Source organism: Parabacteroides sp. PF5-6, from assembly GCF_029504695.1.
Lineage (GTDB): Bacteria > Bacteroidota > Bacteroidia > Bacteroidales > Tannerellaceae > QVMG01.
In genome coordinates this window covers 42,262-65,643 of the sequence record NZ_JAQFIN010000005.1, presented here as the reverse complement: position 1 = coordinate 65,643, position 23,382 = coordinate 42,262, and the positions used below count along the sequence as shown (strand labels likewise).

General features: G+C 45.7%; 37 protein-coding genes. 1 reads left to right on the top strand and 36 read right to left on the bottom strand.

Features of this window, described 5'->3' with window-relative positions; all coding sequences use genetic code 11:
- Positions 1–20: 20 nt before the first annotated feature.
- The 30 genes from rpsK to rpsL all read right to left on the bottom strand — a co-directional run bounded on the left by rpsK (position 21) and on the right by rpsL (position 15,883).
- Positions 21–410 (bottom strand): 30S ribosomal protein S11, encoded by a 390-nt coding sequence (gene rpsK / locus M2133_RS07935; RefSeq protein WP_277465540.1) that lies wholly within the window; start codon positions 408–410, stop codon positions 21–23.
- A gap of 11 nt (positions 411–421) precedes the next feature.
- Complete coding sequence (rpsM, locus tag M2133_RS07930; protein ID WP_277465539.1) at positions 422–802, bottom strand: 30S ribosomal protein S13; 381 nt, start codon at positions 800–802, stop codon at positions 422–424.
- Between the two features lie 31 nt (positions 803–833).
- Positions 834–950, bottom strand: a complete 117-nt coding sequence (ykgO, locus tag M2133_RS07925) for a type B 50S ribosomal protein L36 (protein WP_277465538.1) — start codon at positions 948–950, stop codon at positions 834–836.
- 12 nt (positions 951–962) lie between these two features.
- Complete coding sequence (gene infA, locus M2133_RS07920) at positions 963–1,181, bottom strand: translation initiation factor IF-1 (RefSeq protein ID WP_178595779.1); 219 nt, start codon at positions 1,179–1,181, stop codon at positions 963–965.
- A gap of 5 nt (positions 1,182–1,186) precedes the next feature.
- A complete protein-coding gene (map, locus tag M2133_RS07915) occupies positions 1,187–1,972 on the bottom strand; it encodes a type I methionyl aminopeptidase (RefSeq protein ID WP_277465536.1) in 786 nt (261 codons plus the stop codon).
- A 5-nt stretch (positions 1,973–1,977) separates the two neighbouring features.
- Positions 1,978–3,318, bottom strand: a complete 1,341-nt coding sequence (gene secY / locus M2133_RS07910; RefSeq protein ID WP_277465535.1) for a preprotein translocase subunit SecY — start codon at positions 3,316–3,318, stop codon at positions 1,978–1,980.
- A 3-nt stretch (positions 3,319–3,321) separates the two neighbouring features.
- Positions 3,322–3,768 (bottom strand): 50S ribosomal protein L15, encoded by a 447-nt coding sequence (rplO, locus tag M2133_RS07905; RefSeq protein WP_277465534.1) that lies wholly within the window; start codon positions 3,766–3,768, stop codon positions 3,322–3,324.
- A 23-nt stretch (positions 3,769–3,791) separates the two neighbouring features.
- Entirely contained in the window at positions 3,792–3,968 is a 177-nt protein-coding gene (gene rpmD, locus M2133_RS07900; protein ID WP_277465533.1) for a 50S ribosomal protein L30, read from the bottom strand.
- A 16-nt stretch (positions 3,969–3,984) separates the two neighbouring features.
- The gene (rpsE, locus tag M2133_RS07895) at positions 3,985–4,503 is read right to left on the bottom strand and encodes a 30S ribosomal protein S5 (RefSeq protein ID WP_277465532.1); all 519 of its coding nucleotides are present in this window, start codon (positions 4,501–4,503) and stop codon (positions 3,985–3,987) included.
- A 5-nt stretch (positions 4,504–4,508) separates the two neighbouring features.
- Entirely contained in the window at positions 4,509–4,853 is a 345-nt protein-coding gene (rplR, locus tag M2133_RS07890) for a 50S ribosomal protein L18 (protein ID WP_277465531.1), read from the bottom strand.
- Positions 4,854–4,874: 21 nt separating this feature from the next.
- On the bottom strand, positions 4,875–5,426 hold the full coding sequence (rplF, locus tag M2133_RS07885; protein WP_277465530.1) for a 50S ribosomal protein L6: 552 nt from the start codon (positions 5,424–5,426) through the stop codon (positions 4,875–4,877).
- A 16-nt stretch (positions 5,427–5,442) separates the two neighbouring features.
- Entirely contained in the window at positions 5,443–5,838 is a 396-nt protein-coding gene (rpsH, locus tag M2133_RS07880) for a 30S ribosomal protein S8 (protein ID WP_277465527.1), read from the bottom strand.
- Between the two features lie 131 nt (positions 5,839–5,969).
- On the bottom strand, positions 5,970–6,239 hold the full coding sequence (gene rpsN, locus M2133_RS07875) for a 30S ribosomal protein S14 (protein WP_277465526.1): 270 nt from the start codon (positions 6,237–6,239) through the stop codon (positions 5,970–5,972).
- 9 nt (positions 6,240–6,248) lie between these two features.
- Positions 6,249–6,806 (bottom strand): 50S ribosomal protein L5, encoded by a 558-nt coding sequence (gene rplE, locus M2133_RS07870; protein ID WP_277465524.1) that lies wholly within the window; start codon positions 6,804–6,806, stop codon positions 6,249–6,251.
- On the bottom strand, positions 6,806–7,126 hold the full coding sequence (gene rplX, locus M2133_RS07865; RefSeq protein WP_277465523.1) for a 50S ribosomal protein L24: 321 nt from the start codon (positions 7,124–7,126) through the stop codon (positions 6,806–6,808). Before rplX ends, rplE begins: the two co-directional genes overlap by 1 nt.
- Positions 7,127–7,144: 18 nt before the next feature.
- Complete coding sequence (gene rplN / locus M2133_RS07860; protein WP_277465521.1) at positions 7,145–7,510, bottom strand: 50S ribosomal protein L14; 366 nt, start codon at positions 7,508–7,510, stop codon at positions 7,145–7,147.
- A 1-nt stretch (position 7,511) separates the two neighbouring features.
- Positions 7,512–7,778, bottom strand: a complete 267-nt coding sequence (gene rpsQ, locus M2133_RS07855) for a 30S ribosomal protein S17 (RefSeq protein ID WP_277465520.1) — start codon at positions 7,776–7,778, stop codon at positions 7,512–7,514.
- Complete coding sequence (gene rpmC / locus M2133_RS07850) at positions 7,775–7,975, bottom strand: 50S ribosomal protein L29 (protein ID WP_277465519.1); 201 nt, start codon at positions 7,973–7,975, stop codon at positions 7,775–7,777. Before rpmC ends, rpsQ begins: the two co-directional genes overlap by 4 nt.
- Before the next feature lie 5 nt (positions 7,976–7,980).
- Positions 7,981–8,415: a 50S ribosomal protein L16 gene (gene rplP / locus M2133_RS07845; RefSeq protein WP_277465518.1), complete on the bottom strand. Its 435-nt coding sequence runs from the start codon at positions 8,413–8,415 to the stop codon at positions 7,981–7,983.
- A 19-nt stretch (positions 8,416–8,434) separates the two neighbouring features.
- Positions 8,435–9,196: a 30S ribosomal protein S3 gene (gene rpsC / locus M2133_RS07840; RefSeq protein WP_277465517.1), complete on the bottom strand. Its 762-nt coding sequence runs from the start codon at positions 9,194–9,196 to the stop codon at positions 8,435–8,437.
- A 5-nt stretch (positions 9,197–9,201) separates the two neighbouring features.
- Positions 9,202–9,612, bottom strand: a complete 411-nt coding sequence (rplV, locus tag M2133_RS07835; RefSeq protein WP_277465516.1) for a 50S ribosomal protein L22 — start codon at positions 9,610–9,612, stop codon at positions 9,202–9,204.
- Positions 9,613–9,646: 34 nt separating this feature from the next.
- Positions 9,647–9,916, bottom strand: a complete 270-nt coding sequence (gene rpsS / locus M2133_RS07830) for a 30S ribosomal protein S19 (RefSeq protein WP_277465515.1) — start codon at positions 9,914–9,916, stop codon at positions 9,647–9,649.
- A 20-nt stretch (positions 9,917–9,936) separates the two neighbouring features.
- The gene (rplB, locus tag M2133_RS07825) at positions 9,937–10,761 is read right to left on the bottom strand and encodes a 50S ribosomal protein L2 (protein ID WP_277465514.1); all 825 of its coding nucleotides are present in this window, start codon (positions 10,759–10,761) and stop codon (positions 9,937–9,939) included.
- A 6-nt stretch (positions 10,762–10,767) separates the two neighbouring features.
- Positions 10,768–11,061: a 50S ribosomal protein L23 gene (rplW, locus tag M2133_RS07820; protein ID WP_277465513.1), complete on the bottom strand. Its 294-nt coding sequence runs from the start codon at positions 11,059–11,061 to the stop codon at positions 10,768–10,770.
- A 13-nt stretch (positions 11,062–11,074) separates the two neighbouring features.
- Entirely contained in the window at positions 11,075–11,704 is a 630-nt protein-coding gene (gene rplD, locus M2133_RS07815) for a 50S ribosomal protein L4 (protein ID WP_277465512.1), read from the bottom strand.
- Positions 11,704–12,321 (bottom strand): 50S ribosomal protein L3, encoded by a 618-nt coding sequence (rplC, locus tag M2133_RS07810; protein ID WP_277465511.1) that lies wholly within the window; start codon positions 12,319–12,321, stop codon positions 11,704–11,706. The genes rplD and rplC overlap by 1 nt, the downstream gene beginning before the upstream one ends.
- Before the next feature lie 22 nt (positions 12,322–12,343).
- The gene (rpsJ, locus tag M2133_RS07805; protein ID WP_005634728.1) at positions 12,344–12,649 is read right to left on the bottom strand and encodes a 30S ribosomal protein S10; all 306 of its coding nucleotides are present in this window, start codon (positions 12,647–12,649) and stop codon (positions 12,344–12,346) included.
- A gap of 69 nt (positions 12,650–12,718) precedes the next feature.
- Positions 12,719–14,848 (bottom strand): elongation factor G, encoded by a 2,130-nt coding sequence (fusA, locus tag M2133_RS07800; RefSeq protein WP_277465507.1) that lies wholly within the window; start codon positions 14,846–14,848, stop codon positions 12,719–12,721.
- A gap of 34 nt (positions 14,849–14,882) precedes the next feature.
- The gene (gene rpsG, locus M2133_RS07795; protein WP_277465506.1) at positions 14,883–15,359 is read right to left on the bottom strand and encodes a 30S ribosomal protein S7; all 477 of its coding nucleotides are present in this window, start codon (positions 15,357–15,359) and stop codon (positions 14,883–14,885) included.
- A 140-nt stretch (positions 15,360–15,499) separates the two neighbouring features.
- Complete coding sequence (rpsL, locus tag M2133_RS07790) at positions 15,500–15,883, bottom strand: 30S ribosomal protein S12 (protein ID WP_277465505.1); 384 nt, start codon at positions 15,881–15,883, stop codon at positions 15,500–15,502.
- 661 nt (positions 15,884–16,544) lie between these two features.
- Between rpsL and M2133_RS07785 the strand changes: the two genes are divergently transcribed.
- A complete protein-coding gene (locus tag M2133_RS07785; RefSeq protein WP_277465504.1) occupies positions 16,545–18,311 on the top strand; it encodes a glycoside hydrolase domain-containing protein in 1,767 nt (588 codons plus the stop codon).
- Positions 18,312–18,450: 139 nt separating this feature from the next.
- On the opposite strand, the gene der is transcribed toward M2133_RS07785, so the two are convergent.
- The 6 genes from der to M2133_RS07755 all read right to left on the bottom strand — a co-directional run bounded on the left by der (position 18,451) and on the right by M2133_RS07755 (position 23,359).
- Positions 18,451–19,764: a ribosome biogenesis GTPase Der gene (gene der, locus M2133_RS07780; RefSeq protein WP_277465503.1), complete on the bottom strand. Its 1,314-nt coding sequence runs from the start codon at positions 19,762–19,764 to the stop codon at positions 18,451–18,453.
- A 111-nt stretch (positions 19,765–19,875) separates the two neighbouring features.
- Positions 19,876–20,769 carry a GTPase Era gene (gene era, locus M2133_RS07775; protein ID WP_277465502.1) on the bottom strand — a complete coding sequence of 298 codons (894 nt, stop codon included), beginning with the start codon at positions 20,767–20,769 and terminating at the stop codon, positions 19,876–19,878.
- Positions 20,750–21,754 (bottom strand): beta-ketoacyl-ACP synthase III, encoded by a 1,005-nt coding sequence (locus M2133_RS07770; protein ID WP_277465501.1) that lies wholly within the window; start codon positions 21,752–21,754, stop codon positions 20,750–20,752. Before M2133_RS07770 ends, era begins: the two co-directional genes overlap by 20 nt.
- Positions 21,755–21,985: 231 nt before the next feature.
- On the bottom strand, positions 21,986–22,171 hold the full coding sequence (gene rpmF, locus M2133_RS07765; RefSeq protein WP_277465500.1) for a 50S ribosomal protein L32: 186 nt from the start codon (positions 22,169–22,171) through the stop codon (positions 21,986–21,988).
- A 22-nt stretch (positions 22,172–22,193) separates the two neighbouring features.
- Complete coding sequence (locus tag M2133_RS07760; RefSeq protein WP_277465499.1) at positions 22,194–22,769, bottom strand: DUF177 domain-containing protein; 576 nt, start codon at positions 22,767–22,769, stop codon at positions 22,194–22,196.
- Between the two features lie 224 nt (positions 22,770–22,993).
- Positions 22,994–23,359, bottom strand: a complete 366-nt coding sequence (locus M2133_RS07755; RefSeq protein WP_277465498.1) for a four helix bundle protein — start codon at positions 23,357–23,359, stop codon at positions 22,994–22,996.
- Positions 23,360–23,382 lie beyond the last annotated feature (23 nt).

Genomic DNA, 23,382 nt, shown 5'->3' with positions numbered 1-23,382 from the left:
GAATGAAACGTTATGATTAATTATACTCTTCTCTTTTTAGGAGGACGACAACCGTTATGTGGCAATGGAGTAACGTCAACGATTTCCGTTACTTCAATTCCTGCACCATGGATCGTACGAATAGCAGACTCGCGTCCGTTACCCGGTCCCTTTACATATACCTTCACTTTTCTCAAGCCCAGATCGTACGCTACTTTCGCACAGTCCTGTGCAGCCATCTGAGCGGCATACGGAGTATTCTTCTTAGAAGAACGGAATCCCATCTTACCGGCAGAAGACCAGCTGATCACCTGACCATCGCTATTGGCAAGCGTTACAATAATGTTATTAAAAGAAGAATGAATATGAGCTTGACCCATTGCGTCAACCTTTACATTTCTCTTCTTCGCTGCGACTGTTTTCTTTGCCATATTAACTCTTATTATTTAGTAGCTTTTTTCTTGTTTGCAACTGTTTTCTTCTTACCCTTACGCGTACGAGCATTGTTCTTTGTGCTCTGTCCACGAAGAGGCAAACCGATACGATGACGAACACCACGGTAGCAACCGATATCCATCAATCGTTTAATATTCAATTGAACTTCTGAACGAAGATCCCCTTCTACTTTGAATTCTGCGCCAATTACTTCACGTATTTTTGCAGCCTGGTCGTCTGTCCAGTCTTTTACTTTGATATCGCGATCAACACCAGCTTTTTCTAAGATAGAGTTTGAAGCACTACGACCAATACCATAGATATAAGTCAAGGCAATCTCTCCTCTTTTATTTTGTGGTAAGTCAACACCAACTATTCTTATAGCCATATACTTTTAATTAATTTGCAAAATTAATAAATTATCCCTGACGTTGTTTAAACTTCGGGTTTTTCTTGTTAATCACGTACAAGCGGCCTTTTCTACGAACGATCTTGCAGTCGTCGCTCCGCTTCTTTAAAGATGCTCTTACTTTCATATCTTGTAATTTTTATTTGTATCTAAAAGCAATTCTTCCTTTCGTCAGATCGTATGGAGACATTTCCACTCTTACTTTATCGCCCGGCAGGATCTTGATATAATGCATACGCATCTTTCCTGAGATATGGGCGGTAATTTCATGTCCGTTCTCCAATTCTACACGAAACATAGCGTTTGATAACGCTTCTACAATTACTCCGTCTTGTTCTATTGCTGCTTGTTTAGCCATATATTTTAAATTGCATTATCGCCTAAAACTTCTTCTAAAAACTGGAATGAAGAAAGGATCTGCGGTCCGTCCGGACGAATAACGATACAATGTTCGAAATGAGCCGAATATTTGTTGTCTCTTGTCCTGACTGTCCATCCATCCTTTTCAATGATCACATTCCGACGTCCCATGTTGATCATCGGTTCGATACATATACACATACCGTTCCGCAACAAGGGACCGTATCCCCGGCGTCCGTAGTTCGGCACTTCCGGTTCCTCATGCATACTTCGTCCGATACCATGTCCCACCAGTTCTCTGACAACAGAGTAACCTTTGGCTTCACAATACGTCTGCACCGCATGCCCTATATCCCCAATACGTGCGCCTTCTACCGCTGCTTTGATCCCGATATAAAGTGACTCTTTTGTTGCTTTCAACAGTTCTTTCACTTCGGGGCTCACCTCTCCCACACAAAACGTGTAAGCCGAGTCGCCAGTAAATCCATTTAAAGTCGTACCGATATCAACTGAGATGATATCCCCTTCTTTCAAAATTTGTTTGGCCGAAGGTATACCGTGCACAACGACATCATTTACTGAAGCACAGATTGAATTTGGGAAACCGCCGTATCCCAGGAAGGCCGGAGTTGCTCCGTGATCGCGAATGAATTCTTCCGCTATTTGATCTAATTGAAGCGTGGAGACACCTGGAGCAATATGTTTGGCTAACTCGCCTTGCGTTTTGCCTACCAGTTGATTTGCCTCACGCATCAACTCTATTTCTTCATCTGTTTTTAGATAAACCATTCTATTTAATAAGCAGCTGCAGAACCTGCACGGCCTTTAATTCTACCGGATTTCAACAATCCATCATAATGACGCATCAACAAATGGCTTTCCACTTGTTGCAGCGTATCTAACACTACCCCTACAAGGATCAATAAGGAGGTACCCCCAAAGAATTGAGAGAATTCCATACTTACCCCAAAGATACGGGCAAACGCCGGCATGATAGCTACCAATGCCAGGAAAAACGCGCCCGGAAGGGTTATACGGTCCATGATCGCATCGAGATAATCCTTGGTAGACTTACCCGGCTTCACTCCCGGTATAAAACCATTGTTCCGCTTCAAGTCATCCGCCATCTGTGTCGGATTAATTGTAATTGCCGTATAAAAATAGGTAAACAAGATAATCATCAAGGCAAATACGAAGTTGTACCAGAACCCTGTATTATCCATGAAGGCTGCCCAGAAAGGACTTACTTCACCTGTATTTGAAAAACCTATAATGGAGATCGGAATAAACATGATTGCCTGGGCAAAGATGATCGGCATCACATTCGCTGCATTCACTTTCAAAGGAATGTACTGACGAGCGCCGCCATATTGTTTATTTCCAACGATCCGTTTGGCATATTGAACGGGCACTTTACGTACGCCTTGTACCAAAAGAATAGCACCTGCAATTACAAACAACAGGAACACGATTTCAGCCAGGAACATCACCAGACCACCGGTCTTTTCACTTGTACGGGAAACAAATTCCTGGAACAAGGAGTGCGGCAGACGAGCAATGATACCCACCAAAATGATGAATGAGATACCGTTACCAATCCCTTTATCCGTGATTCTTTCACCTAACCAGAGCACAAACATACTACCTGCGGCCAGAATAATCGTAGCGTAGATAGAGAAGAATATCCCACTGGGCAAAGCTGCTCCTACGGATCTAAGCTGAACACTGAGGTTCACCAGATAAGTCGGTCCTTGCAATAAAAGAATAGCGATTGTCAGATAACGTGTGTATTGATTGATTTTTCTCCGTCCGCTTTCCCCTTCGCGTTGCATTTTCTGCATGGCAGGCACTGCGATAGCCAACAGCTGCATCACGATCGAAGCAGAGATGTAAGGCATGATACCTAATGCAAAAATGGACGCGTTGGCAAACGCACCTCCGGAGAACATATCCAATAAGGCTAACAGACCCCCACGGGTTTGTTCTTGAAGAGCGGTCAACGATTGAGGGTCTACCCCCGGAATCACCACGTATGTTCCGAAGCGATAGATCGCCACGAACAAAAGAGTGGTGAGGATCCGGTTTCTCAGATCCTCTATCTTCCAAATATTTTTAATTGTTTCAACTGCTCTCATAACTTAGAGTTTAACTGCTGTTCCACCTGCGGCTTGAATGGCAGCTTCTGCACTTTTAGAGAAAGCGTGTGCTTCAACATCTAACTTTGCGGTAAGACTACCTTTACCAAGAATTTTAACCAATTGAGAAGAAGAGATAAATCCTGCATTGATCAATTCTTCCACGCCAATCTTAGTCAGCTGCTGAGCTTCTGCCATTTGTTGTAAGGTGGAGAGATTGATTGCTTTATATTCTACTCTGTTAATATTCTTGAAACCAAACTTCGGTAAACGTCTTTGGATAGGCATCTGTCCACCTTCGAAACCAATTTTCTTGGAATATCCTGAACGAGACTTAGCCCCTTTATGTCCACGAGTTGAAGTTCCACCTAATCCTGAACCCGGACCACGTCCGATTCTTTTTCTGGTCTTGGTAGATCCTTCAGCCGGTTTTAAGTTTGATAAATTCATATCTTTATGTTTTAACCTATTTATTACTCTACTACGGAAACCAAATGTTTCACTTTATTTACCATACCCAGGATAGCTGGAGATGCTTCATGTTCTACAACCTGATTCATCTTCTTCAAACCTAATGCGTCCAAAGTTCTCTTTTGGTCTTTCGGGCATTTAATTCTACTTTTAGTTTGCTTTACTTTAATAGTTGCCATAAATATCCTCCCTTAATTAACCTTTGAACACTTTTTCTACAGATATACCTCTGTTCTGGGCAACCATAAACGGACTTCTCATCTCAGCTAATGCTTCAATCGTAGCTTTCACCAAGTTATGAGGATTTGATGATCCTTTTGATTTTGCCAAAACGTCAGTTACACCAACACTCTCCAACACGGCACGCATAGCACCCCCGGCTTTAACCCCGGTACCGGCAGTTGCAGGTTTCAAGAATACCTGAGCTCCACCAAATTTTGCCACTTGCTCGTGAGGAATCGTACCTTTATGGATAGGCACTTTGATCAAATTTTTCTTAGCAGCTTCCACGCCTTTGGCAATGGCAGTTGTTACTTCACCGGCTTTGCCTAAGCCCCAACCGATGATTCCGTCTTCGTTTCCTACAACGACAATCGCAGCAAAACTGAATGTACGTCCCCCTTTGGTTACTTTTGTAACGCGGTTGATTGCCACCAATCTGTCCTTCAACTCTAAGTCGTTGGTCGATTTAACTCTATTACTAGTTCCTACCATCTTCTTTAAAAATTAAGGCCACCTTTACGTGCTGCGTCTGCTAATTCTTTAATTCTCCCATGATACAGATAACCGTTACGGTCGAATACTACGGTCTGAATACCCGCTTCTTGTGCATTCTTCGCGATTTGTTCACCTACCTTGGCTGCGATTTCTTTCTTCGGAGCTTTGTCTTCCATTTTCAGAGAAGAGGCTGCGGCCAAAGTTTTGCCGGTCGTATCATCAATTACCTGTGCATAGATCTGCTTGTTGCTTCTAAACACAGTAAGGCGTGGACGTTCAGGAGTTCCTGATACTTTCCCACGGATGCCTTTCTTTATTTTAAGTCTTCTTAATACTTTCGTTGTCATGATAATTTCAGTTTACGTCGATTACTTACCAGCTGATTTACCAGACTTTCTGCGAAGTACTTCACCCACGAATTTAATACCTTTCCCTTTATACGGTTCCGGTTTACGGAATGAACGAATCTTTGCACAAACTTGTCCGATTAATTGTTTATCAGCCGACTCAAGGATAATAAGCGGAGCTTTATTTCTCTCCATCTTCGTTTCCACCTTAATTTCCGGCGGCAGCATCATATAGATGTTGTGGGTAAAGCCCAAAGAGAAATCCAATAACTGTCCGGTATTGGAAACACGGTAACCAACCCCGATCAGTTCCAATTCTTTTTTGTATCCTTCGCTCACACCGATGACCATATTATTGATCAGCGAACGATACAGGCCGTGCAAGGCGCGATGTTGGCGCTCGTCGGTCGGCCGGGACACTTCAATTGTTCCGTCTTCAAACTTAACAGCAATTTCAGGATTAACCTCTTGTTTGAGTTCACCTTTCGGCCCTTTCACTGTTACTACATTATCCTTAATCGTCACGGTTACTCCCGCGGGTACCTGGATGGGTAATTTTCCTATTCTTGACATTCTTCTTCCCTCCTCATTAATAAACGTAACATAATACTTCACCGCCGATCTTCAGATCGCGGGCTTCTTTGTCGGTCATCACCCCTTTGGAAGTAGAAACAACTGCAATACCCAAGCCGTTCAATACGCGCGGCATCTCTTTGTAACCTGTATACTTACGTAAACCGGGCTTCGAAACTCTTTCAAGTTTCTTGATAGCATTCACTTTGTTTACTAAGTCATACTTCAAGGCAATCTTGATACTGCCTTGAGGACCATCATCTACAAACTTAAAATTTAAGATGTAGCCTTTGTCAAAAAGGATCTTTGTGATCTCTTTTTTCACATTCGACGCAGGGATTTCCACTACTCTGTGGCCCGCTTTGATTGCGTTGCGCAACCGCGTCAAATAATCTGCAATAGGATCTGTCATAAATAATTTTAATTAAATTGATCCCGGCTGTCGGGACAATATTTAAAAACTCAATCTTTCTTGTTGTGTGAGGAACAGCCTCTCTCCTTAGCGGAGAACAGGCTCTTCCCTTTCCGAGGTATAGCCTCTTCTTACCAGCTTGCTTTCCGTACGCCGGGGATCAAACCGTTGGATGCCATTTCACGGAATTGAATACGTGAAATACCGAACTGACGCATGTATCCTTTCGGACGGCCGGTGAGTTTGCAACGGTTGTGCATCCGTACCGGCGAAGCGTTCTTAGGCAGTGCCTGCAAAGCTTCGTAATCGCCTTCGGCTTTCAGCGCTGCTCTTTTCTCAGCATATTTGGCAACCAGCTTGGCTCTTTTCACCTCGCGGGCTTTCATTGATTCTTTTGCCATATTCTTCGTTTAGTCTCTTTTAATGTTCTTGAAAGGCAAACCAAATTCTCTCAGGAGTGCATAGCCTTCTTCATCTGTTTTCGCAGAGGTGACAAAGGTAATATTCATTCCTAATATTTTGGTAATATTATCAATATTAATTTCAGGGAAGATGATCTGTTCCTGGATTCCGAGGGTGTAATTACCCCGTCCGTCCAGTTTACTTTCAATCCCTTTAAAGTCACGAATACGGGGAAGAGCTACGCGAACGAGTCTTTCCAGGAATTCATACATTTGCTCGCGGCGCAGGGTAACCATCACACCGATCGGCATTTTCTTACGCAACTTAAAGTTTGAAACGTCTTTCTTAGAGATCGTTGCCACCGCTTTCTGACCGGTAATATTGGTCAACTCCGTGATAGCTACATCAATGATCTTCTTGTCAGCCGTTGCCATACCCAGACCTTGATTGATCACGATCTTTTTCAGTACAGGAACCTGCATAGCTGAACTATATCCAAACTCTTTGGTCAAAGCAGGAACGATTCTTTCCTGATAATCTTTCTTCAGATTGGCTGTATTGCTCATTATTTAATTTCCTCCCCTGATTTTTTTGCGTAACGTACTAACTTACCCTTGCTGTCCAGTTTACGACCAATACGTGTCGGCTTGCCTGATTTAGGATCCAATACGTTCAGGTTCGAAATATGAACGGGAGCTTCTTTCTTCTCTACTCCTCCCTGAGGATTTTTTGCATTCGGCTTGGTATGCTTGGATACCATATTAACACCTTCCACAATGGCACGGCTGTCTTTCACGAGCACCTGCAGGACACGTCCTGTTTTACCTTTGTCTTCGCCGGTATTAACAAATACTATATCGCCTTTTTTGATATGTAATTTACTCATTACTTTACGATTTACGAATTAAAGCACTTCAGGTGCAAGTGAAACGATTTTCATGTTTGTCGCACGAAGTTCACGAGCTACCGGACCGAAGATACGGCTGCCGCGGATATCGCCTGCTGCGTTCAACAATACACAGGCGTTATCATCGAAACGGATATACGAACCGTCCTGACGACGGATCTCTTTCTTTGTACGTACGATGATCGCTTTTGAAACCGCACCTTTCTTTACATCACTGGCAGGGATTGTACTTTTGATCGCCACAACGATCACATCACCCACCGTTGCATAGCGCTTGCGGGTACCGCCTAATACGCGGATACACAAAGCTTCTTTTGCACCGCTGTTATCAGCGACTACTAATCTTGATTCTGACTGTATCATCTTACTTAGCCCTTTCGATTATTTCTACTAATCTCCATCTCTTTGTCTTGCTCAACGGACGAGTTTCCATAATCTTTACGGTATCGCCGATATTGCAATCGTTCTTCTCATCATGCGCATGATATTTCTTCGTCTTATTCACGAACTTACCATAAATGGGGTGTTTTTCCTTCCATTTAATAGCGACCGTGATGCTTTTATCCATCTTGTTGCTGGTCACTACGCCCATTCTTTCTTTTCTTAAATTTCTCGTTTCCATCCCGATCATTTTTTGTTGTTAAGTTCTCTCTGACGCAATTCTGTTTTCATGCGCGCAATTGTCCTGCGTTGGTCTTTGATCAGTGCAGGGTTGTCCACAGGCGAAATGCTGTGGCCGATTACTTTCAGGTCGTAAGCGGCTACTTCAGCCTCTACTCTTTCCAGTAATTCTTTTGTACTTAGTTCTCTAATTTCTGCAATCTTCATAACCCTTACGCATTTTGATTATTCATGTCATAATCACGTCTCACAACAAACTTGGTCGTTACCGGAAGCTTCTGAGCGGCTAAGCGCAATGCTTCTTTGGCCACATCAAAGGGAACACCTTCGATTTCGAAAAGGATACGGCCCGGAGTAACAGGCGCCACAAACCCTTCGGGGTTACCTTTACCTTTACCCATACGCACTTCGGCGGGCTTCTTCGTAATCGGTTTATCCGGGAAGATACGTACCCATACTTGTCCCTGACGTTGCATGTAACGGGTTACAGCGATACGGGCAGCTTCGATCTGACGACCGGTAATCCATTTATTCTCTAACGATTTTATTCCAAATGATCCGAATGCGATCTGGTTGCCACGTTGAGCTTCGCCCTTCATGCGCCCTTTCTGCATTCTTCTGAATCTGGTTCTTTTCGGTTGTAACATCTTTCTTAAGTTCTAATGTTTAACGATTCTCTCTCTTCTTCTTGAAGTTTCTGTCCCCTCTGTCTCCTCTTTCTCTTCTGTCGCCACGGCCACCACCGGTGTTGCCGCCACGGCCGGAATCTTTCTGTTGTGTGAAGTTAGGAGCCAGGTCGCGTTTTCCATACACTTCCCCACGGCAGATCCAAACTTTAACACCCAACAATCCCACTTTTGTCAACGCTTCTGCCAGAGCATAATCGATATCAGCTCTGAAAGTATGTAACGGAGTACGACCTTCTTTATACATTTCCGAACGAGCCATTTCCGCTCCATTCAGACGCCCAGAGATTTGAATTTTAATACCTTCGGCTCCCATTCTCATGGTTGATGCGATAGCCATCTTGATAGCGCGACGGTAAGCAATTTTTCCTTCCAACTGACGAGCAATATTGTTTGCGACAATGACAGCGTCTAATTCAGGTCTTTTTACCTCAAAGATGTTGATTTGAACTTCTTTGTCGGTAATCTTTTTCAACTCTTCTTTCAACTTATCCACTTCCTGACCACCTTTTCCGATGATAATGCCCGGACGCGATGTGCAAACTGTAATTGTGATCAATTTCAGCGTACGTTCAATAATGATACGAGATACACTAGCTTTGGCCAGACGTGCGTTCAGATACTTACGGATCTTGCTGTCTTCCAACAAGGTGTCACCGTAGTTTTTGCCGCCATACCAATTGGAGTCCCATCCGCGGATGATACCCAAACGATTACTAATTGGATTAACTTTTTGTCCCATCTAAATTAATTTTGACTATCGTTGTTACTTAGTGTATCTACAAACAATGTTACATGGTTCGAACGTTTACGAATCCGGTAACCTCTACCCTGCGGAGCCGGACGCATTCTCTTCAAAGTTGTAGCGCAATCCACACTAATGGCGGAGATATACAACTCACCGGCTTCTGCCTTACGTTCGTTCTTCTGTTCCCAGTTGGAAATAGCCGAACGAAGCAACTTTTCTACTCTTGCTGCAGCTTCTTTATTGGAAAACTTCAAAACACCCAAAGCACGGAATACTTCCATTCCACGTACCATGTCTACAACCAGACGCATCTTACGCGGAGAAGTCGGTACATTCCGTAGTTTTGCAAAGTATTGGGTCTTGCGAGCATCTTTTCTTGCTTCAGCTGATATTCTTTTTCTAGCACCCATTTTCTATTCTTTTTATTAGATTCCTGAGTTCCTGTTATTTCTTCTTGTTACCGGCATGGCCGCGGAACGTACGTGTCGGAGAGAATTCGCCTAACTTATGTCCTACCATGTTTTCAGTGACAAAAACAGGAATAAATTTATTACCATTGTGAACTGCAATTGTATGCCCGACAAAGTCAGGAGAAATCATTGAAGCTCTTGCCCATGTCTTAATGACATTCTTCTTGCCTGATTCGTTCATATCCAGAACTTTCTTTTCAAGCTTTACATTAATATACGGGCCTTTTTTTAGTGAACGACTCATAGTTTCTTTAATTAATCAGATTATTTCTTTCTTCTTTCAATGATATACTTGGAAGAATGCTTCTTAGGAGCTCTTGTTTTCAAGCCCTTAGCATATAAGCCTTTGCGTGAGCGAGGATGTCCTCCCGATGCACGTCCTTCACCACCACCCATGGGGTGATCAACCGGGTTCATCACAACCCCACGAACGCGAGGACGACGACCCAACCAGCGTGAACGACCGGCTTTACCTGATTTTTCAAGACCATGGTCTGAATTACCTACACTACCAATGGTAGCTTTACAAGCAGCAAGAATCTTTCTTGTTTCACCCGAAGGCATACGAATAATCGCATACATGCCTTCTTTAGAAGTCAGCTGAGCAAATGCACCGGCCGAACGTACCATCTTGGCACCTTGTCCCGGGCGAAGCTCGATATTGTGAATAATAGTACCCACAGGGATGTTTGCCATCGGCAAGCAGTTCCCTACTTCAGGAGCGGCGTCGCTACCTGAGACCACTGTCTGGCCTACTTCCAATCCGTTGGGAGCGATGATATAGCTCTTTGCTCCGTCGGCGTAATACAGTAAAGCGATGCGTGACGTACGATTCGGATCGTACTCAATGCTCTTTACTGTTGCAGGAATGCCATCTTTATTTCTCTTGAAGTCGATAAGTCTGTAACGTTGTTTGTGGCCACCACCGATATAACGCATAGTCATTTTACCTGTGTTGTTACGGCCACCTGTCCGTTTCTTACCTGTTACAAGAGACTTCTCTGGTGTACTTGCAGTGATCTTGTCAAATGCACCAATAACTTTGTGTCTCTGCCCCGGTGTCGTGGGCTTTAATTTACGTATTCCCATTTCTTTTTAGATATTGCTAAAGAAATCAATTATGTCTCCTTCTTTCAACGTGATAACAGCTTTCTTGAACGACGGCATCCGACCGTTGATCACACCCGATTTGGTGTAACGGCTTTTCAGTTTGCCTGCATAATTCATTGTGTTTACATCCACAACGGTTACATTATACATGTCTTCAACAGCTTTCTTTATCTGTAACTTATTGGCATTCGGAGAGACACGAAAACCATAACGATTAGGAAATTTATCCGTGATCGCTGTTTGTTTCTCTGTTACGATAGGTTTAATGATTATTCCCATTTCTCTTTACTCCTTATGCATTAAAAAGTTTCTCAATAATAGCCAGTGAGCTTTCGGTCAACACCAGGTTGTTGGCATTCAGAATACCATACGTGTTCAACTCACAAGCCTGAATAACATTTGTCTTCTGCAGGTTGCGTGCCGACAAATAGATCGCATTATTCTTCTCAGGCAAAACGAACAGCAATTTCTTGCCTTCTACGTTCAGTCCTTTAGCAATGGCGATGATTTCTTTTGTCTTGGGTGTTTCCATGACAAAGTCTTCCACTACCACGATAGCATTTTCCTGAGCTTTATAAGCAAGAGCTGACTTACGGGCCAGACCCTTTACTTTTTTGTTCAACTTAAAGCTGTAGTCGCGTGGTTTCGGTCCGAAAACGCGTCCACCACCTACCAATACCGGAGATTTGATGTCCCCGCGACGAGCACCGCCTCCACCTTTCTGGCGGATCAGTTTGCGCGTACTACCGGCGATCTCACTTCTTTCTTTCGATTTGTGAGTTCCTTGGCGTTGGTTTGCTAAATACTGCTTTACATCCAAATAGATCGCATGGTCGTTAGGTTCAATGCAAAAAATCGCATCATTCAAAGTAACCTTTCTCCCGGTATCTTCACCTTTAATATTCAATATACTCAGTTCCATTACTTTTCAATTAATAAGATTGAACCTTTTGCTCCCGGTACAGATCCTTTAACCAATAAAAGATTGTGTTCCGCAATTACCTTTATCACTTCCAGGTTCTGAACGGTTACGCGTTCATTCCCCATTTGACCGGCCATACGTGTTCCTTTGAATACTTTGGCTGGATACGAACAGGCTCCGATAGCACCGGGCGCACGCAGACGGTTGTGCTGACCGTGAGTAGCTTGTCCTACCCCACCGAAACCATGGCGTTTTACAACACCTTGGAACCCTTTACCTTTGGATGTACCTACGACATCCACGAAACCGGCATCTTCCAGGTAATCTACTGTGATTACATCACCCAGTTTGTACTCCGTTTCAAAATTCTTGAACTCGGCCAAGTGTCTCTTGGGCGTTACTCCCGCTTTCTTGAAGTGACCCATCTCAGGTTGTGGTGTGTGTTTCTCTTTTTTGTCTTCGAAACCCAATTGCACGGCCTGGTAGCCATCATTCTCAAGCGTTTTGATTTGTGTAACGACACAAGGACCTACTTCGATAACAGTGCATGGCAAGTTTTTACCCTCGGCACTGAAAACGGATGTCATTCCGATTTTTTTTCCTAATAATCCTGGCATTTCACTTAATTATTTAATTATCTCACACTTTAATTTCAACCTCTACTCCACTGGGTAATTCCAGCTTCATCAATGCATCGACCGTTTTAGCAGTCGAGCTGTAAATATCAATCAATCTCTTATACGAAGAGAGTTCGAACTGTTCACGTGACTTCTTGTTAACGAAAGTCGAACGGTTCACGGTAAAGATACGCTTGTGTGTCGGCAGAGGGATCGGCCCGCTGACTACTGCACCTGTCGCCTTTACGGTCTTCACGATCTTCTCAGCTGATTTATCAACCAGGGAGTAGTCGTAAGACTTCAGTTTAATTCTGATTTTTTGGCTCATTTAACTAATTGTTAATTATTAATTATTAATTATGGGGGAAAGAGCCATTTCCTCCCCCCATTCTAAGTTTTATTTTATCAGGTCTACGCGTCCCTGCACTTCTTTGAGTACTTCGCGAGCGATCGCTGAAGATACCGGCATGTAGTGAGAGAAATGCATAGAAGAGGTGGCACGTCCGGATGTGATCGTACGCAAAGCGGTTACATAACCGAATGTTTCCGACAGTGGCACTTTCGCTTTTACGATACGGGCACCGGTACGGCTTGATTCCATACCTTCTACTTGTCCGCGACGTTTGTTCAAGTCGCCAATCACATCACCCATGCTTTCTTCCGGCGTAACGACTTCCATCTTCATGATCGGCTCCAGTAAGACAGGACCTGCCTTAGCGGCCGCTTCTTTGAAGGCCTGGATCGCAGCGATCTCGAACGACAACTGGTCGGAGTCGACCGAGTGGAAAGATCCATCGATCAGTGTCACCTTCAGTTGATCCAATGGATAACCGGCCAATACACCGTTCTTCATGGCTTTCTCGAAACCTTTCTGTACGGAAGGGATAAATTCTTTCGGAATATTACCACCCTTCACCACATCAACAAACTGCAGTGTGCCTTCGAAGTCAGCATCTGCCGGCTCAACGCGAACGATGATATCGGCAAACTTACCACGACCTCCGGATTGTTTCTTGTACACTTCGCGCAGTTCGACTGCTTCTGAGATCGCTTCTTTATAAGTTACCTGAGGACGTCCTTGGTTACATTCTACTTTGAATTCACGTTTCAGACGGTCGATAATGATATCCAGGTGAAGCTCACCCATACCACTAATGACAGTCTGGCCTGTATCTTCGTTTGTTTGTACACGGAACGTGGGATCTTCTTCAGCCAGTTTCGCCAAGCCCATACCCAGACGATCTAAGTCTTTCTGCGTCTTAGGCTCTACAGCGATACCGATAACCGGTTCGGGGAATTCCATGGATTCCAGGGTGATCGGGTGATTTTCATCACACAGGGTATCACCTGTACGGATATCTTTGAAACCTACTCCTGCGCCGATGTCACCACAACCGATCGTTTCCATCGGATTCTGTTTGTTGGAGTGCATCTGGAACAAGCGGGAGATACGTTCTTTCTTGCCGGTACGGCTGTTGTAGATATAAGAACCGGCGTCGAGCTTTCCGGCATATACGCGGAAGAAGCACAAGCGGCCTACATACGGGTCGGTTGCGATCTTAAACGCTAACGCGGTCAGGGGTTCTTCGTAGATCGGTTTACGCGTGATTACCTTTTCCGAGTCGTTCGGATCGGTTCCTTCGATAACGTCTACGTCGGCCGGGCTGGGCAGATAAGCACAAACAGCATCCAACAGCGGTTGAACGCCTTTGTTCTTAAAGGATGATCCACAGATCAACGGATTGATCTGCATCGCCAGTGTTCCTTTGCGGATCGCGGCCATAATTTCTTCTACGGTGATCGTAGAAGGATCGTCGAAATACTTTTCCATCAGCGTATCATCGCATTCAGCCAGTACTTCGAGCATCTTGTCGCGCCATTCTTCAGCTTCTGCCAACAGGTCGGCAGGAACATCTTCTACGGAATACTCCGCACCCATGGTTTCGTCGTGCCAGTAAAGCGCTTTCATATTTACCAGGTCGACAACGCCCTGAAACTTTTCTTCCGCCCCGATAGGGATCTGGATCGGACAGGGGCTTGCACCTAAAACATCTTTCACCTGACGCACTACTTCAAAGAAGTTCGCGCCCGAACGGTCCATTTTATTTACATAGCCAATTCTTGGTACGTTGTATTTATCGGCCTGACGCCATACCGTTTCCGATTGGGGCTCAACACCACCCACGGCACAGAATGCGGCGACCGCACCATCCAGTACACGCAGTGAACGTTCCACCTCTACGGTGAAGTCCACGTGTCCCGGGGTGTCAATCAAATTGATTTTATACTTATCGTCTGTGTAATTCCAGAACGTGGTGGTAGCGGCAGAAGTGATCGTGATCCCACGTTCTTGCTCCTGTGCCATCCAGTCCATGGTTGCTGTACCATCGTGCGTTTCACCGATCTTATGTGTCAGACCGGTATAGAAAAGAATACGCTCTGAAGTCGTCGTCTTTCCCGCGTCGATGTGAGCCATGATCCCAATGTTCCGGGTATACTTTAATTGTTCATCAGCTTTACTTGCCATCGTTTACTATTTTCCTATTAATTTGCCTTAAAGATTAAAATCTGAAGTGAGCGAATGCACGGTTAGCTTCCGCCATGCGGTGCATATCTTCTTTGCGTTTGAATGCACCTCCTTGGTTATTAAATGCATCAACAATTTCCGCAGCCAACTTATCAGCCATGGTCTTACCTCCGCGCTTACGCGAATAAAGGATCATATTTTTCATGGATACGGACTCTTTGCGATCCGGACGGATCTCAGTAGGTACCTGGAAGGTAGCTCCACCTACACGACGGGATTTCACTTCGACCTGCGGAGTGATATTATCGAGTGCGGCTTTCCAAATCTCGAGCGGGGATTTCTCTTCGTTAGGCAGTTTTGCCTTTACAGTTTCCAGAGCGGAATAAAAGATCGTGAAGGCAATACTCTTCTTGCCATCATACATCAAATGGTTCACGAAACGTGTAACCTTTACATCACCGAAGACCGGATCCGGAAGGATCTGTCTTTTCTTTGGTTTTGCTTTTCTCATTTTCTCAAAACATTTTTGTTCTTGTCTTTGGTTGGTCTGTCTTCAACAAGCTACGCTTAGCCGTTTACTCAACCGATATATCCAAATACTCAAACCGCTTTAATTACTTTTTACTTAAATCTCAGTTTGAAGGGGATGAATTACTTCTTAGCAGCCTTCGGACGTTTGGCGCCGTATTTGGAACGACGTTGCGTACGGCCATTCACACCTGCTGTATCCAATGTACCCCGAACGATGTGATAACGTACCCCCGGTAAGTCTTTTACACGACCACCACGCACCAATACGATGGAGTGCTCTTGCAAGTTATGACCTTCGCCCGGAATGTAAGAGTTCACCTCTTTACCGTTCGTCAAACGTACTCTGGCTACCTTACGCATGGCAGAGTTCGGCTTTTTCGGAGTAGTAGTATAAACACGTACACATACGCCACGTCTTTGCGGACAAGCATCCAGTGCCGGTGATTTACCTTTTACTACCAAAGATTCCCTTCCTTTTCTAACTAATTGTTGAATTGTAGGCATTTCTTCTTTCTTTTAAACTTAATATATCTCAAAAAATTCTTAATCGCTTTCCGTGTTTCAGGGCTGCAAAGATACGCATTATTCTCGTAACATCAATGAGTTACGTCTATAAAATGCATACAGCATGCGCCAAAACGGTGCAAAGGTAGTGTTTTTCAAGCTTGGCCGTATTATATATTATAGATATATTCCAGAATATTAAGGATAATTAACGGTGGTAAGAAAACTAAAAGGAGTTATCACAACAAAAGGGATAAGCTATTACCCCGCCAGGGGTTATCCATATTAAAGCCCTTTCGGGCTTTCCTCTTACAGTCACTTACAATTTGCAGGTGTAGAAAAAGATAGTAGACTTTACCTCTAAATCCTACTTAATTAAGCATTCCTTAGGCACTTCCCCTACAACTATAAGCCCCAAACCCTAATCTATTTCATTCAAACCCCGCAGAATTAAACCGGCCCACAGCTGTGGGCCGGATGTTTCACACTTGTGGGCCACTTGCTCCACAGCTGTGGGCCGGTTGCTCCACACCTGTGAAACCATCTAAAAGTGCAGTCGAAAGCACTTTGAAGCTTATAGTTTTTCACTATATTTGCCGGACACATTCATCTATACATCTTATTATATAGCAAATTTACCTGACATAAATAATTTAGAATCATGAAAAAAACGTTGATCTTCTTCAGTCTATGGGCAATCAGCCTGGGGCTTGGGGCACAGACGCCCCGTTTACTCTGGGATAACTTCACGGAACTGACCGACACCAAGCCACACGATAGCGAGGCGGTTTGGCGCGCCCAACCGGCGGCAACCCAGATCAGCTGGGGCAGTACGGATGTGCGTTACCCGAAACTAAGTATTCCGCAAGTGACGAAAACCAACCGCTGGCAAACGAAAGCCTGGAAAGGCGAACGGGTGAATGCCCAGGCGGTGGTGTGGACCACAACGGATCTTTCGGGCGCTACCCTGACGGTGAGCGACCTGCGGAACGGTTCAAACCTGATCCCGGCATCAGCCGCCTCGGCGAGCTTCGTGCGTTACGTGATGACCGACGAACTGAGCAAAGACCGCAGTACGGGTTGCGGACACCGCGACAACAAAGCGGATTGGGACTCTTCGATGGTCGCCGATGCGCTCGATATCATCAAGATACACGATATTCAAGCCCTGACAACCCAACCGATCTGGGTAAACATCTGGATCCCGCAGCACATAAAAGCCGGTAAATACAAAGGAACACTGACGGTTGCAGGCGCGAATTTCCAAGAGATGCAATTGCAAATGGAGGTAGAAGTCATGAACCGTACGCTGCCGGCACCCAAAGAGTGGAAATTTCACGTCGATTTCTGGCAAAATCCTTATTCGGTGGCACGCTACTACAAGGTTCCATTATGGAGCCGGGAGCATTTCGACGCGATGCTGCCGATCATGAAGATGCTGGCCGATGCCGGGCAGAAGGTCGTCACGGCAAGTATCATGCATCGCCCCTGGGCGGGACAGACCGAGGATCATTTCGACAGTATGGTGGGGAAAATGAAAATGCTCGACGGCAGCTGGGCGTACGACTATACCGTGTTCGACCGCTGGATCGAGTTTATGCGTAACGAAGTGGGCATCACCCAGCAGATCAGTTGCTACACGATGATACCCTGGGCCTTGAGTTTCGATTATTACGATCAGGCAACCAGTCGGGTGCTCTATGTCGAAGCCAAACCCGGCGATGCTTTATACCAGGACTACTGGGGCAATTTCCTGACCGACTTTGCCCGTCACCTCAAAGCCAAAGGTTGGTTCGAGATCACCACCATCGCCATGGATGAGCGGCGCATGGAAGATATGAGAGAGGCGATCCAGATTATCAAAAAGGCGGATCCCGACTTTAAGATCGGACTGGCAGGCAACTACCACGATGAGATACAAGCCGACCTCTATGACCTGGCGATTGCCTATGGCCACCAATATCCGCCTGCCGTGCGCGAGGAACGCGCCAAAGCCGGCAAGCTGAGCAATGTCTATACCTGCTGCGCCGAAGCGTTGCCTAATATCTTCACCTTCTGTCCGCCGGCAGAAGCGACCTGGACCTTCTGGCACGCCGCGGCCGGCAACTACGACGGCTTCCTGCGCTGGGCATGGAACAGCTGGACCACGGATCCGCTACGCGACAGCCGCTTCCGCACCTGGGCGGCCGGCGATTGCTACCAGATCTATCCCGGTCCGCGCAGCAGCATCCGCTGGGAACGTATCATCGAAGGGATTCAAGACGCGGAGAAGATCCGCATCCTGCGTGAAGAATTCCAATCCAAAAACCAACAAAACAAACTCGACCGCCTCAACAAAGCCGTCGCCCCCTTTATCCACGAAAACCTGACGCCCGACAATGCCGGAGAGATGGTCCGCGAGGGGAGGAAGGTGTTGAATTCTCTTTAAGGAATTAAAGGGGGTTAAGGGGCTTAAGGGGTTTAAGGGAATAAAAAAGGAGCTTAAGGCTTCACCCCTTAAACTCCTTAAATTCTTTAAGCCCCTTGGACCCCTTAAGCCCCTTGAACCCCTTAAGCCCCTTAAATCCTTACTTCTCCCGAATAAAAATATTCACCGGCGTCCCCGTAAAGTCCCAATGCTCCCGGATCTGATTCTCCAGAAAGCGCTTATACGGATCCTTCACCCACTGGGGAAGATTACAGAAGAACACAAAAGAGGGCACCTGCCCGGCAGGCAATTGCGTGATATACTTAATCTTGATATACTTTCCTTTCCAGGCCGGCGGCGGGGTAGCTTCGATAATCGGCAACATCACCTCGTTCAATTTGCCGGTCGTCACCCGGCGGCGACGGTTATCGTACACCTCCTTGGCTGTCTCCAACACCTTCAGGATGCGCTGTTTCGTCAAAGCCGAGATAAACAGAATAGGCACATCCGTAAACGGTGCCAGGCGCGCCTTGATCGATTCGATATAATGCTTGATCGCCTGCTGCGTCTTGTCTTCCACCAGATCCCATTTGTTCACGCAGACCACCAAGCCTTTCTTGTTCTTCTGAATCAGAGAGAAGATATTGATGTCCTGGCTTTCAATGCCCCGCGTGGCGTCGAGCATCAACACACAGACATCGGAGTTCTCGATCGCGCGGATCGAACGGATCACCGAATAGTATTCCAGATCCTCGTTCACCTTGCCTTTCTTCCGGATCCCGGCCGTATCGACCAGGTAGAAGTTCAAGCCGAACTTATTGTATTTGGTGTAGATCGAGTCACGTGTCGTTCCGGCGATATCGGTCACGATATGCCGCTCCTCACCGATAAAGGCATTGATCAACGAAGACTTTCCGGCGTTCGGACGACCCACGATCGCGATACGCGGCAGCTCTTCATCCAATTCCTCATTCTTCTCGGCAGGAAGAATCTCGACCACCTTATCCAACAGATCACCGGTAGACGAGCCATTGACCGCCGAAACACACATCGGATCGCCTAACCCGAAGGAGTAGAACTCCGCCGCATAGGCATGGCGATCGAACGTATCCGCCTTATTGGCCACCACGATAATCGGTTTCTTCGAGCGACGCAGGATACGCGCCACCTCTTCATCCAGGTCGGTCATGCCATTCATCACATCAACCACAAAAAGAATCACATCCGCTTCTTCGATCGCTACCTGTACCTGCTTGTTAATCTCCCCTTCAAAAACATCTTCCGAGTTGACTACCCAGCCACCCGTATCCACCAGGGAGAAATCACGTCCGCCCCATTCGACCCGTCCGTACTGACGGTCACGCGTCGTACCGGCCTCCTCATTGACAATGGCCTGCCGCGATTCCGTCAAGCGATTAAACAAGGTGGACTTCCCGACGTTGGGTCTTCCTACTATTGCTACTATATTACTCATAAATTGTTAATGATTAATGTTTAATGTTTAATGTTTAAAGACAAGGATATCACAATCAACAGAGATTTGCATCTCAAATTAATCATTAATCATTAATCATTAAACATTTTCTTAGTCGAGCTGGTAACCATAAGAACGTAATAGATTATCCCTGTTCCGCCAGTCCTTTTCCACTTTGACGAACATCTCCAGGAAGACTTTCTTGCCGAAGAAACGTTCGATATCCTTACGGGCCATGGCGCCGACTTTCTTCAGTGCCGCACCTTTATGGCCGATTATAATTCCTTTCTGCGAGTCGCGCTCGACCACGATCAACGATTTGATGCGGATCAAGTCTTCCTCTTCTTTAAACAACTCCACGATCACCTCCACCGAATAGGGTATCTCCTTCTGGTAATAAAGCAATACCTTCTCACGGATGATCTCCGTGACAAAGAAACGCGCCGGTTTGTCGGTCAATGCGTCTTTCTCGAAATAAGGAGGCGACTCGGGCATCAATGTCTCTACCCTTTGACGGATATACTCGATATTGAAGTTGTTCAACGCCGAGATCGGCAGGATCTCCGCCTGGGGCAATAGTTCTTTCCAATGGGCAACGAGCTTTTCAAGATCTTCCTGCGTACTCTGATCGATCTTATTGATCAACAAAAGGACAGGACAATCCACCGCCTGCACCTTCTTCAGGAACGCTTCGTTCTTATCGATCGTCTCTACCACATCGGTCACATACAACAACACATCGGCATCGCCCAATGCCGACTGGGAGAAGTTAAGCATAGACTGTTGCAACTTATAATTCGGCTGCAACACACCCGGCGTATCCGAGTAAACGATTTGCATATCGTCGGTATTGACAATGCCCATGATGCGGTGCCGCGTGGTCTGCGCCTTCGAAGTAATAATCGAAATGCGCTCACCCACCAGGCGGTTCATTAGCGTCGACTTCCCCACATTGGGGTTTCCTACGATATTGACAAATCCGGATTTATGCTTTCTTTCCGTCATATCCCCATTTCACATAGATTGCGCCATACGTAAACCCGGCGCCAAAAGCTGCCATGATCATATTATCTCCTTTATGGAGCTTCTCTTCGAAGTCCCACAGGCAAAGAGGGATCGAGCCGGCGCTCGTATTACCGTAACGCTGGATATTGACCATCACCTGTTCGGGTGTCACCTCCAAGCGACGGGCCGCCGCATCGATAATGCGCAGGTTGGCCTGGTGCGGAATCACCCAGTTGATATCCGTATTGGTCAGTCCGTTGCGTGCCACCAGTTCAGCCGCCACATCCGCCATATAAGATACGGCGTATTTGAACACAAACTTTCCGTCTTGATACACATAGTGCATATCGTTATCCACCGTCTCATACGAAGAAGGATAAGCCGAGCCACCCCCACGCATATGCAGGTGGTCGATACCCACGCCGTCGGTGCGCAGGATACAATCCATCACGCCGAGATCTTCGGTAGTCGGCTCCAATAGCATCGCCCCGCAACCGTCGCCAAAAAGAGGCGCCGTGTTCCGGTCTTTGTAGTTGGTGATCGCCGTCATCTTATCGCCGGCCACCAGGATTACCTTTTTATACTTTCCCGAACGGATATAGTTGGCCGCCGTCTCCAGTCCATAGATAAAACCGGAGCAAGCCGCTTGCATATCAAACGTTCCGGCGTTGTGACAACCGGTCTCATAAGCGATAAGAGAAGCCGTAGTGGGGAAACCGAAATCCGGGGTGCTTGTCGCGCAAAGGATGATATCGATCGCTTTGGGATCGACACCGGTCTTCTCCAATAACTGGTTGACCGCGCGAATACCCATATAAGATACGCCACGTCCTTCCCCTTTCAATACTCTCCGTTCTTTAATCCCCACGCGGGTAGTGATCCATTCGTCCGATGTATCGATTATCTTTTCCAGATCCGCATTCGTGATCACATCTTCCGGGACATATCCACCCACACCTGTTATTACCGCATTTATCTTTTCCATAATCAAAAGCCCCACCAACCTCCCCCAAGGGGAGGCGCAAAGGCGCTATTATTTTAATTAACACTTTATCATTTGGCATTTACTTTCCCCTATAGCCTCCCCTTGGGGGAGGTTGGTGGGGCTCCAAAAAAAAACACGGAGACACCGAGGTTTAATCATTGATTAATACAAAACTCCGTGTTTCCGTGTCTCATACAGTATGATCCGTATGAATGAAAGAAACGCGTTAAACTATAACGCTGCTTCTTTTTCAATTGCTAACTTACCTCTGTAATAGCCGCATTCACCACATACGGTGTGATAAATGTGCCATGCTCCACAATTCGGGCAGATTGCCATCGTAGGAGCAACAGCCTTGTCATGCGATCTGCGCTTGCCCTGACGGGCTGAGCCTTGTCTTCTTTTAGGATGTGCCATTTTCTAATTTATTTAATTATAATTATTCTTCTATCAAACCTTTCAGGGCATCCCAACGCGGATCGGTCTCGTTTACCGTTTCGTCTTCTATAGTGTTATCTGTCGAATCATCACTATACTCATCGTCCGAATCATCACCGCTGTTGCGACTGGTATGTTTCTTTAACTTCGATGTCATGGATTTATTGCATTTGCCCGGAGCATGTACATGTTTCATCGGCACCGCCAATGCGACAAACTCATAAAGGAACCAGGCCAGGTTTATCGCGCCTTCGTCCTCGGGAATCACTACCACTTCGTCACTCTCTTCGGCATACGCTGTGCCGAACTTCACCACCAGCCGGTTTTGGGTTTCCACGGGAATATCCATATCGTCCAGGCACCGGTCACACGGCACCATCACCATCCCGTTCAACTGAAAGTCCATCTCGAAAGCTACCGAAGTCCGTTTCAGCGTAAGCTCCACATTCACTTTGCCTTTCTGCACCTCATCACCATCGATATTCACAAAAAAGGTATTATCCAGTTTGTACGTCAATGTATGTACTCCCGGAGCCAGATTTCTTAAATCTATTTTGTATAAATCAAACTTTCCCAAAGCCCTTTATTGTAAAAACCTTGCAAAGGTAAGAAAAAAGAAAACAACTACGCAAGAAAGAGGAAGATTAATTATGAATTATGAATTATGAATTATGAGAAAAGGGAGACAAAAACACGCCCTCACAAGCCCTAAAGCCCTTTAAGAAGGGTAGATAAAGGAGTTCACTTATTTTCCCTACCTTTTCTCATAATTCATAACTCATAATTCATAACTCTCTATTCTCATTGCCTATTCTTCTTCGCTGTCTTTATAATCGCCGTTACAATCCGCTTCAGTTCATCTGCATCGGCATACAGACTATGAAAAGCCTTCTCGTCTAAATAATCAGCATAAAACAGAAGCTTAATCCAATAGAGGGACTCATTACATTCTTTTTGTGCAATCGCCAGTTTATGAATAAAGTCAGCATCACTTTCCGCATTTTCACTTTCACTCTGCAAAGCGCCTACAGCCGTACCGGATCGGAGCAACTGCTTCGAAAGCACAAATTCCTTCTTCTCTTCAGTCAAAAACTTATAGAGTCGCACTACCCGTAAAGCAAAGTTGAAGCTTTTCTCCTTTAATACATTACATTTTCTCTCTCCCATAGCTTAGTGTTTTTAGTGTTTTT

Coding starts and splice junctions, on each gene's coding strand:
- secY (WP_277465535.1), bottom strand. CDS start 3,318: ATGAGAGCAGTTGAAACAATTAAAAATATTTGGAAGATAGAGGATCTG.
- rpsE (WP_277465532.1), bottom strand. CDS start 4,503: ATGGTAGGAACTAGTAATAGAGTTAAATCGACCAACGACTTAGAGTTG.
- rpsS (WP_277465515.1), bottom strand. CDS start 9,916: ATGAGTCGTTCACTAAAAAAAGGCCCGTATATTAATGTAAAGCTTGAA.
- rpmD (WP_277465533.1), bottom strand. CDS start 3,968: ATGGCAACTATTAAAGTAAAGCAAACTAAAAGTAGAATTAAATGCCCG.
- rplW (WP_277465513.1), bottom strand. CDS start 11,061: ATGGGAATAATCATTAAACCTATCGTAACAGAGAAACAAACAGCGATC.
- fusA (WP_277465507.1), bottom strand. CDS start 14,848: ATGGCAAGTAAAGCTGATGAACAATTAAAGTATACCCGGAACATTGGG.
- rpsK (WP_277465540.1), bottom strand. CDS start 410: ATGGCAAAGAAAACAGTCGCAGCGAAGAAGAGAAATGTAAAGGTTGAC.
- rplC (WP_277465511.1), bottom strand. CDS start 12,321: ATGCCAGGATTATTAGGAAAAAAAATCGGAATGACATCCGTTTTCAGT.
- rplN (WP_277465521.1), bottom strand. CDS start 7,510: ATGATACAGTCAGAATCAAGATTAGTAGTCGCTGATAACAGCGGTGCA.
- rplP (WP_277465518.1), bottom strand. CDS start 8,415: ATGTTACAACCGAAAAGAACCAGATTCAGAAGAATGCAGAAAGGGCGC.
- M2133_RS07770 (WP_277465501.1), bottom strand. CDS start 21,754: ATGGAAAAGATAAATGCGGTAATAACAGGTGTGGGTGGATATGTCCCG.
- infA (WP_178595779.1), bottom strand. CDS start 1,181: ATGGCTAAACAAGCAGCAATAGAACAAGACGGAGTAATTGTAGAAGCG.
- map (WP_277465536.1), bottom strand. CDS start 1,972: ATGGTTTATCTAAAAACAGATGAAGAAATAGAGTTGATGCGTGAGGCA.
- rplO (WP_277465534.1), bottom strand. CDS start 3,768: ATGAATTTATCAAACTTAAAACCGGCTGAAGGATCTACCAAGACCAGA.
- rplD (WP_277465512.1), bottom strand. CDS start 11,704: ATGGAACTGAGTATATTGAATATTAAAGGTGAAGATACCGGGAGAAAG.
- rplX (WP_277465523.1), bottom strand. CDS start 7,126: ATGAGTAAATTACATATCAAAAAAGGCGATATAGTATTTGTTAATACC.
- rplF (WP_277465530.1), bottom strand. CDS start 5,426: ATGTCAAGAATAGGAAAATTACCCATCCAGGTACCCGCGGGAGTAACC.
- M2133_RS07755 (WP_277465498.1), bottom strand. CDS start 23,359: ATGGGAGAGAGAAAATGTAATGTATTAAAGGAGAAAAGCTTCAACTTT.
- rpsM (WP_277465539.1), bottom strand. CDS start 802: ATGGCTATAAGAATAGTTGGTGTTGACTTACCACAAAATAAAAGAGGA.
- rpsL (WP_277465505.1), bottom strand. CDS start 15,883: ATGCCTACAATTCAACAATTAGTTAGAAAAGGAAGGGAATCTTTGGTA.
- rpsC (WP_277465517.1), bottom strand. CDS start 9,196: ATGGGACAAAAAGTTAATCCAATTAGTAATCGTTTGGGTATCATCCGC.
- era (WP_277465502.1), bottom strand. CDS start 20,769: ATGACGGAAAGAAAGCATAAATCCGGATTTGTCAATATCGTAGGAAAC.
- rplB (WP_277465514.1), bottom strand. CDS start 10,761: ATGGGAATACGTAAATTAAAGCCCACGACACCGGGGCAGAGACACAAA.
- rpsH (WP_277465527.1), bottom strand. CDS start 5,838: ATGACAGATCCTATTGCAGATTATTTGACGCGGTTGCGCAACGCAATC.
- rplR (WP_277465531.1), bottom strand. CDS start 4,853: ATGACAACGAAAGTATTAAGAAGACTTAAAATAAAGAAAGGCATCCGT.
- rplE (WP_277465524.1), bottom strand. CDS start 6,806: ATGAGCAATACAGCCAATCTGAAGAAAGATTATCAGGAAAGAATCGTT.
- rpmF (WP_277465500.1), bottom strand. CDS start 22,171: ATGGCACATCCTAAAAGAAGACAAGGCTCAGCCCGTCAGGGCAAGCGC.
- M2133_RS07785 (WP_277465504.1), top strand. CDS start 16,545: ATGAAAAAAACGTTGATCTTCTTCAGTCTATGGGCAATCAGCCTGGGG.
- rpsG (WP_277465506.1), bottom strand. CDS start 15,359: ATGAGAAAAGCAAAACCAAAGAAAAGACAGATCCTTCCGGATCCGGTC.
- rplV (WP_277465516.1), bottom strand. CDS start 9,612: ATGGGTGCTAGAAAAAGAATATCAGCTGAAGCAAGAAAAGATGCTCGC.
- rpsN (WP_277465526.1), bottom strand. CDS start 6,239: ATGGCAAAAGAATCAATGAAAGCCCGCGAGGTGAAAAGAGCCAAGCTG.
- ykgO (WP_277465538.1), bottom strand. CDS start 950: ATGAAAGTAAGAGCATCTTTAAAGAAGCGGAGCGACGACTGCAAGATC.
- rpsJ (WP_005634728.1), bottom strand. CDS start 12,649: ATGAGCCAAAAAATCAGAATTAAACTGAAGTCTTACGACTACTCCCTG.
- der (WP_277465503.1), bottom strand. CDS start 19,764: ATGAGTAATATAGTAGCAATAGTAGGAAGACCCAACGTCGGGAAGTCC.
- rpmC (WP_277465519.1), bottom strand. CDS start 7,975: ATGAAGATTGCAGAAATTAGAGAACTAAGTACAAAAGAATTACTGGAA.
- rpsQ (WP_277465520.1), bottom strand. CDS start 7,778: ATGATCGGGATGGAAACGAGAAATTTAAGAAAAGAAAGAATGGGCGTA.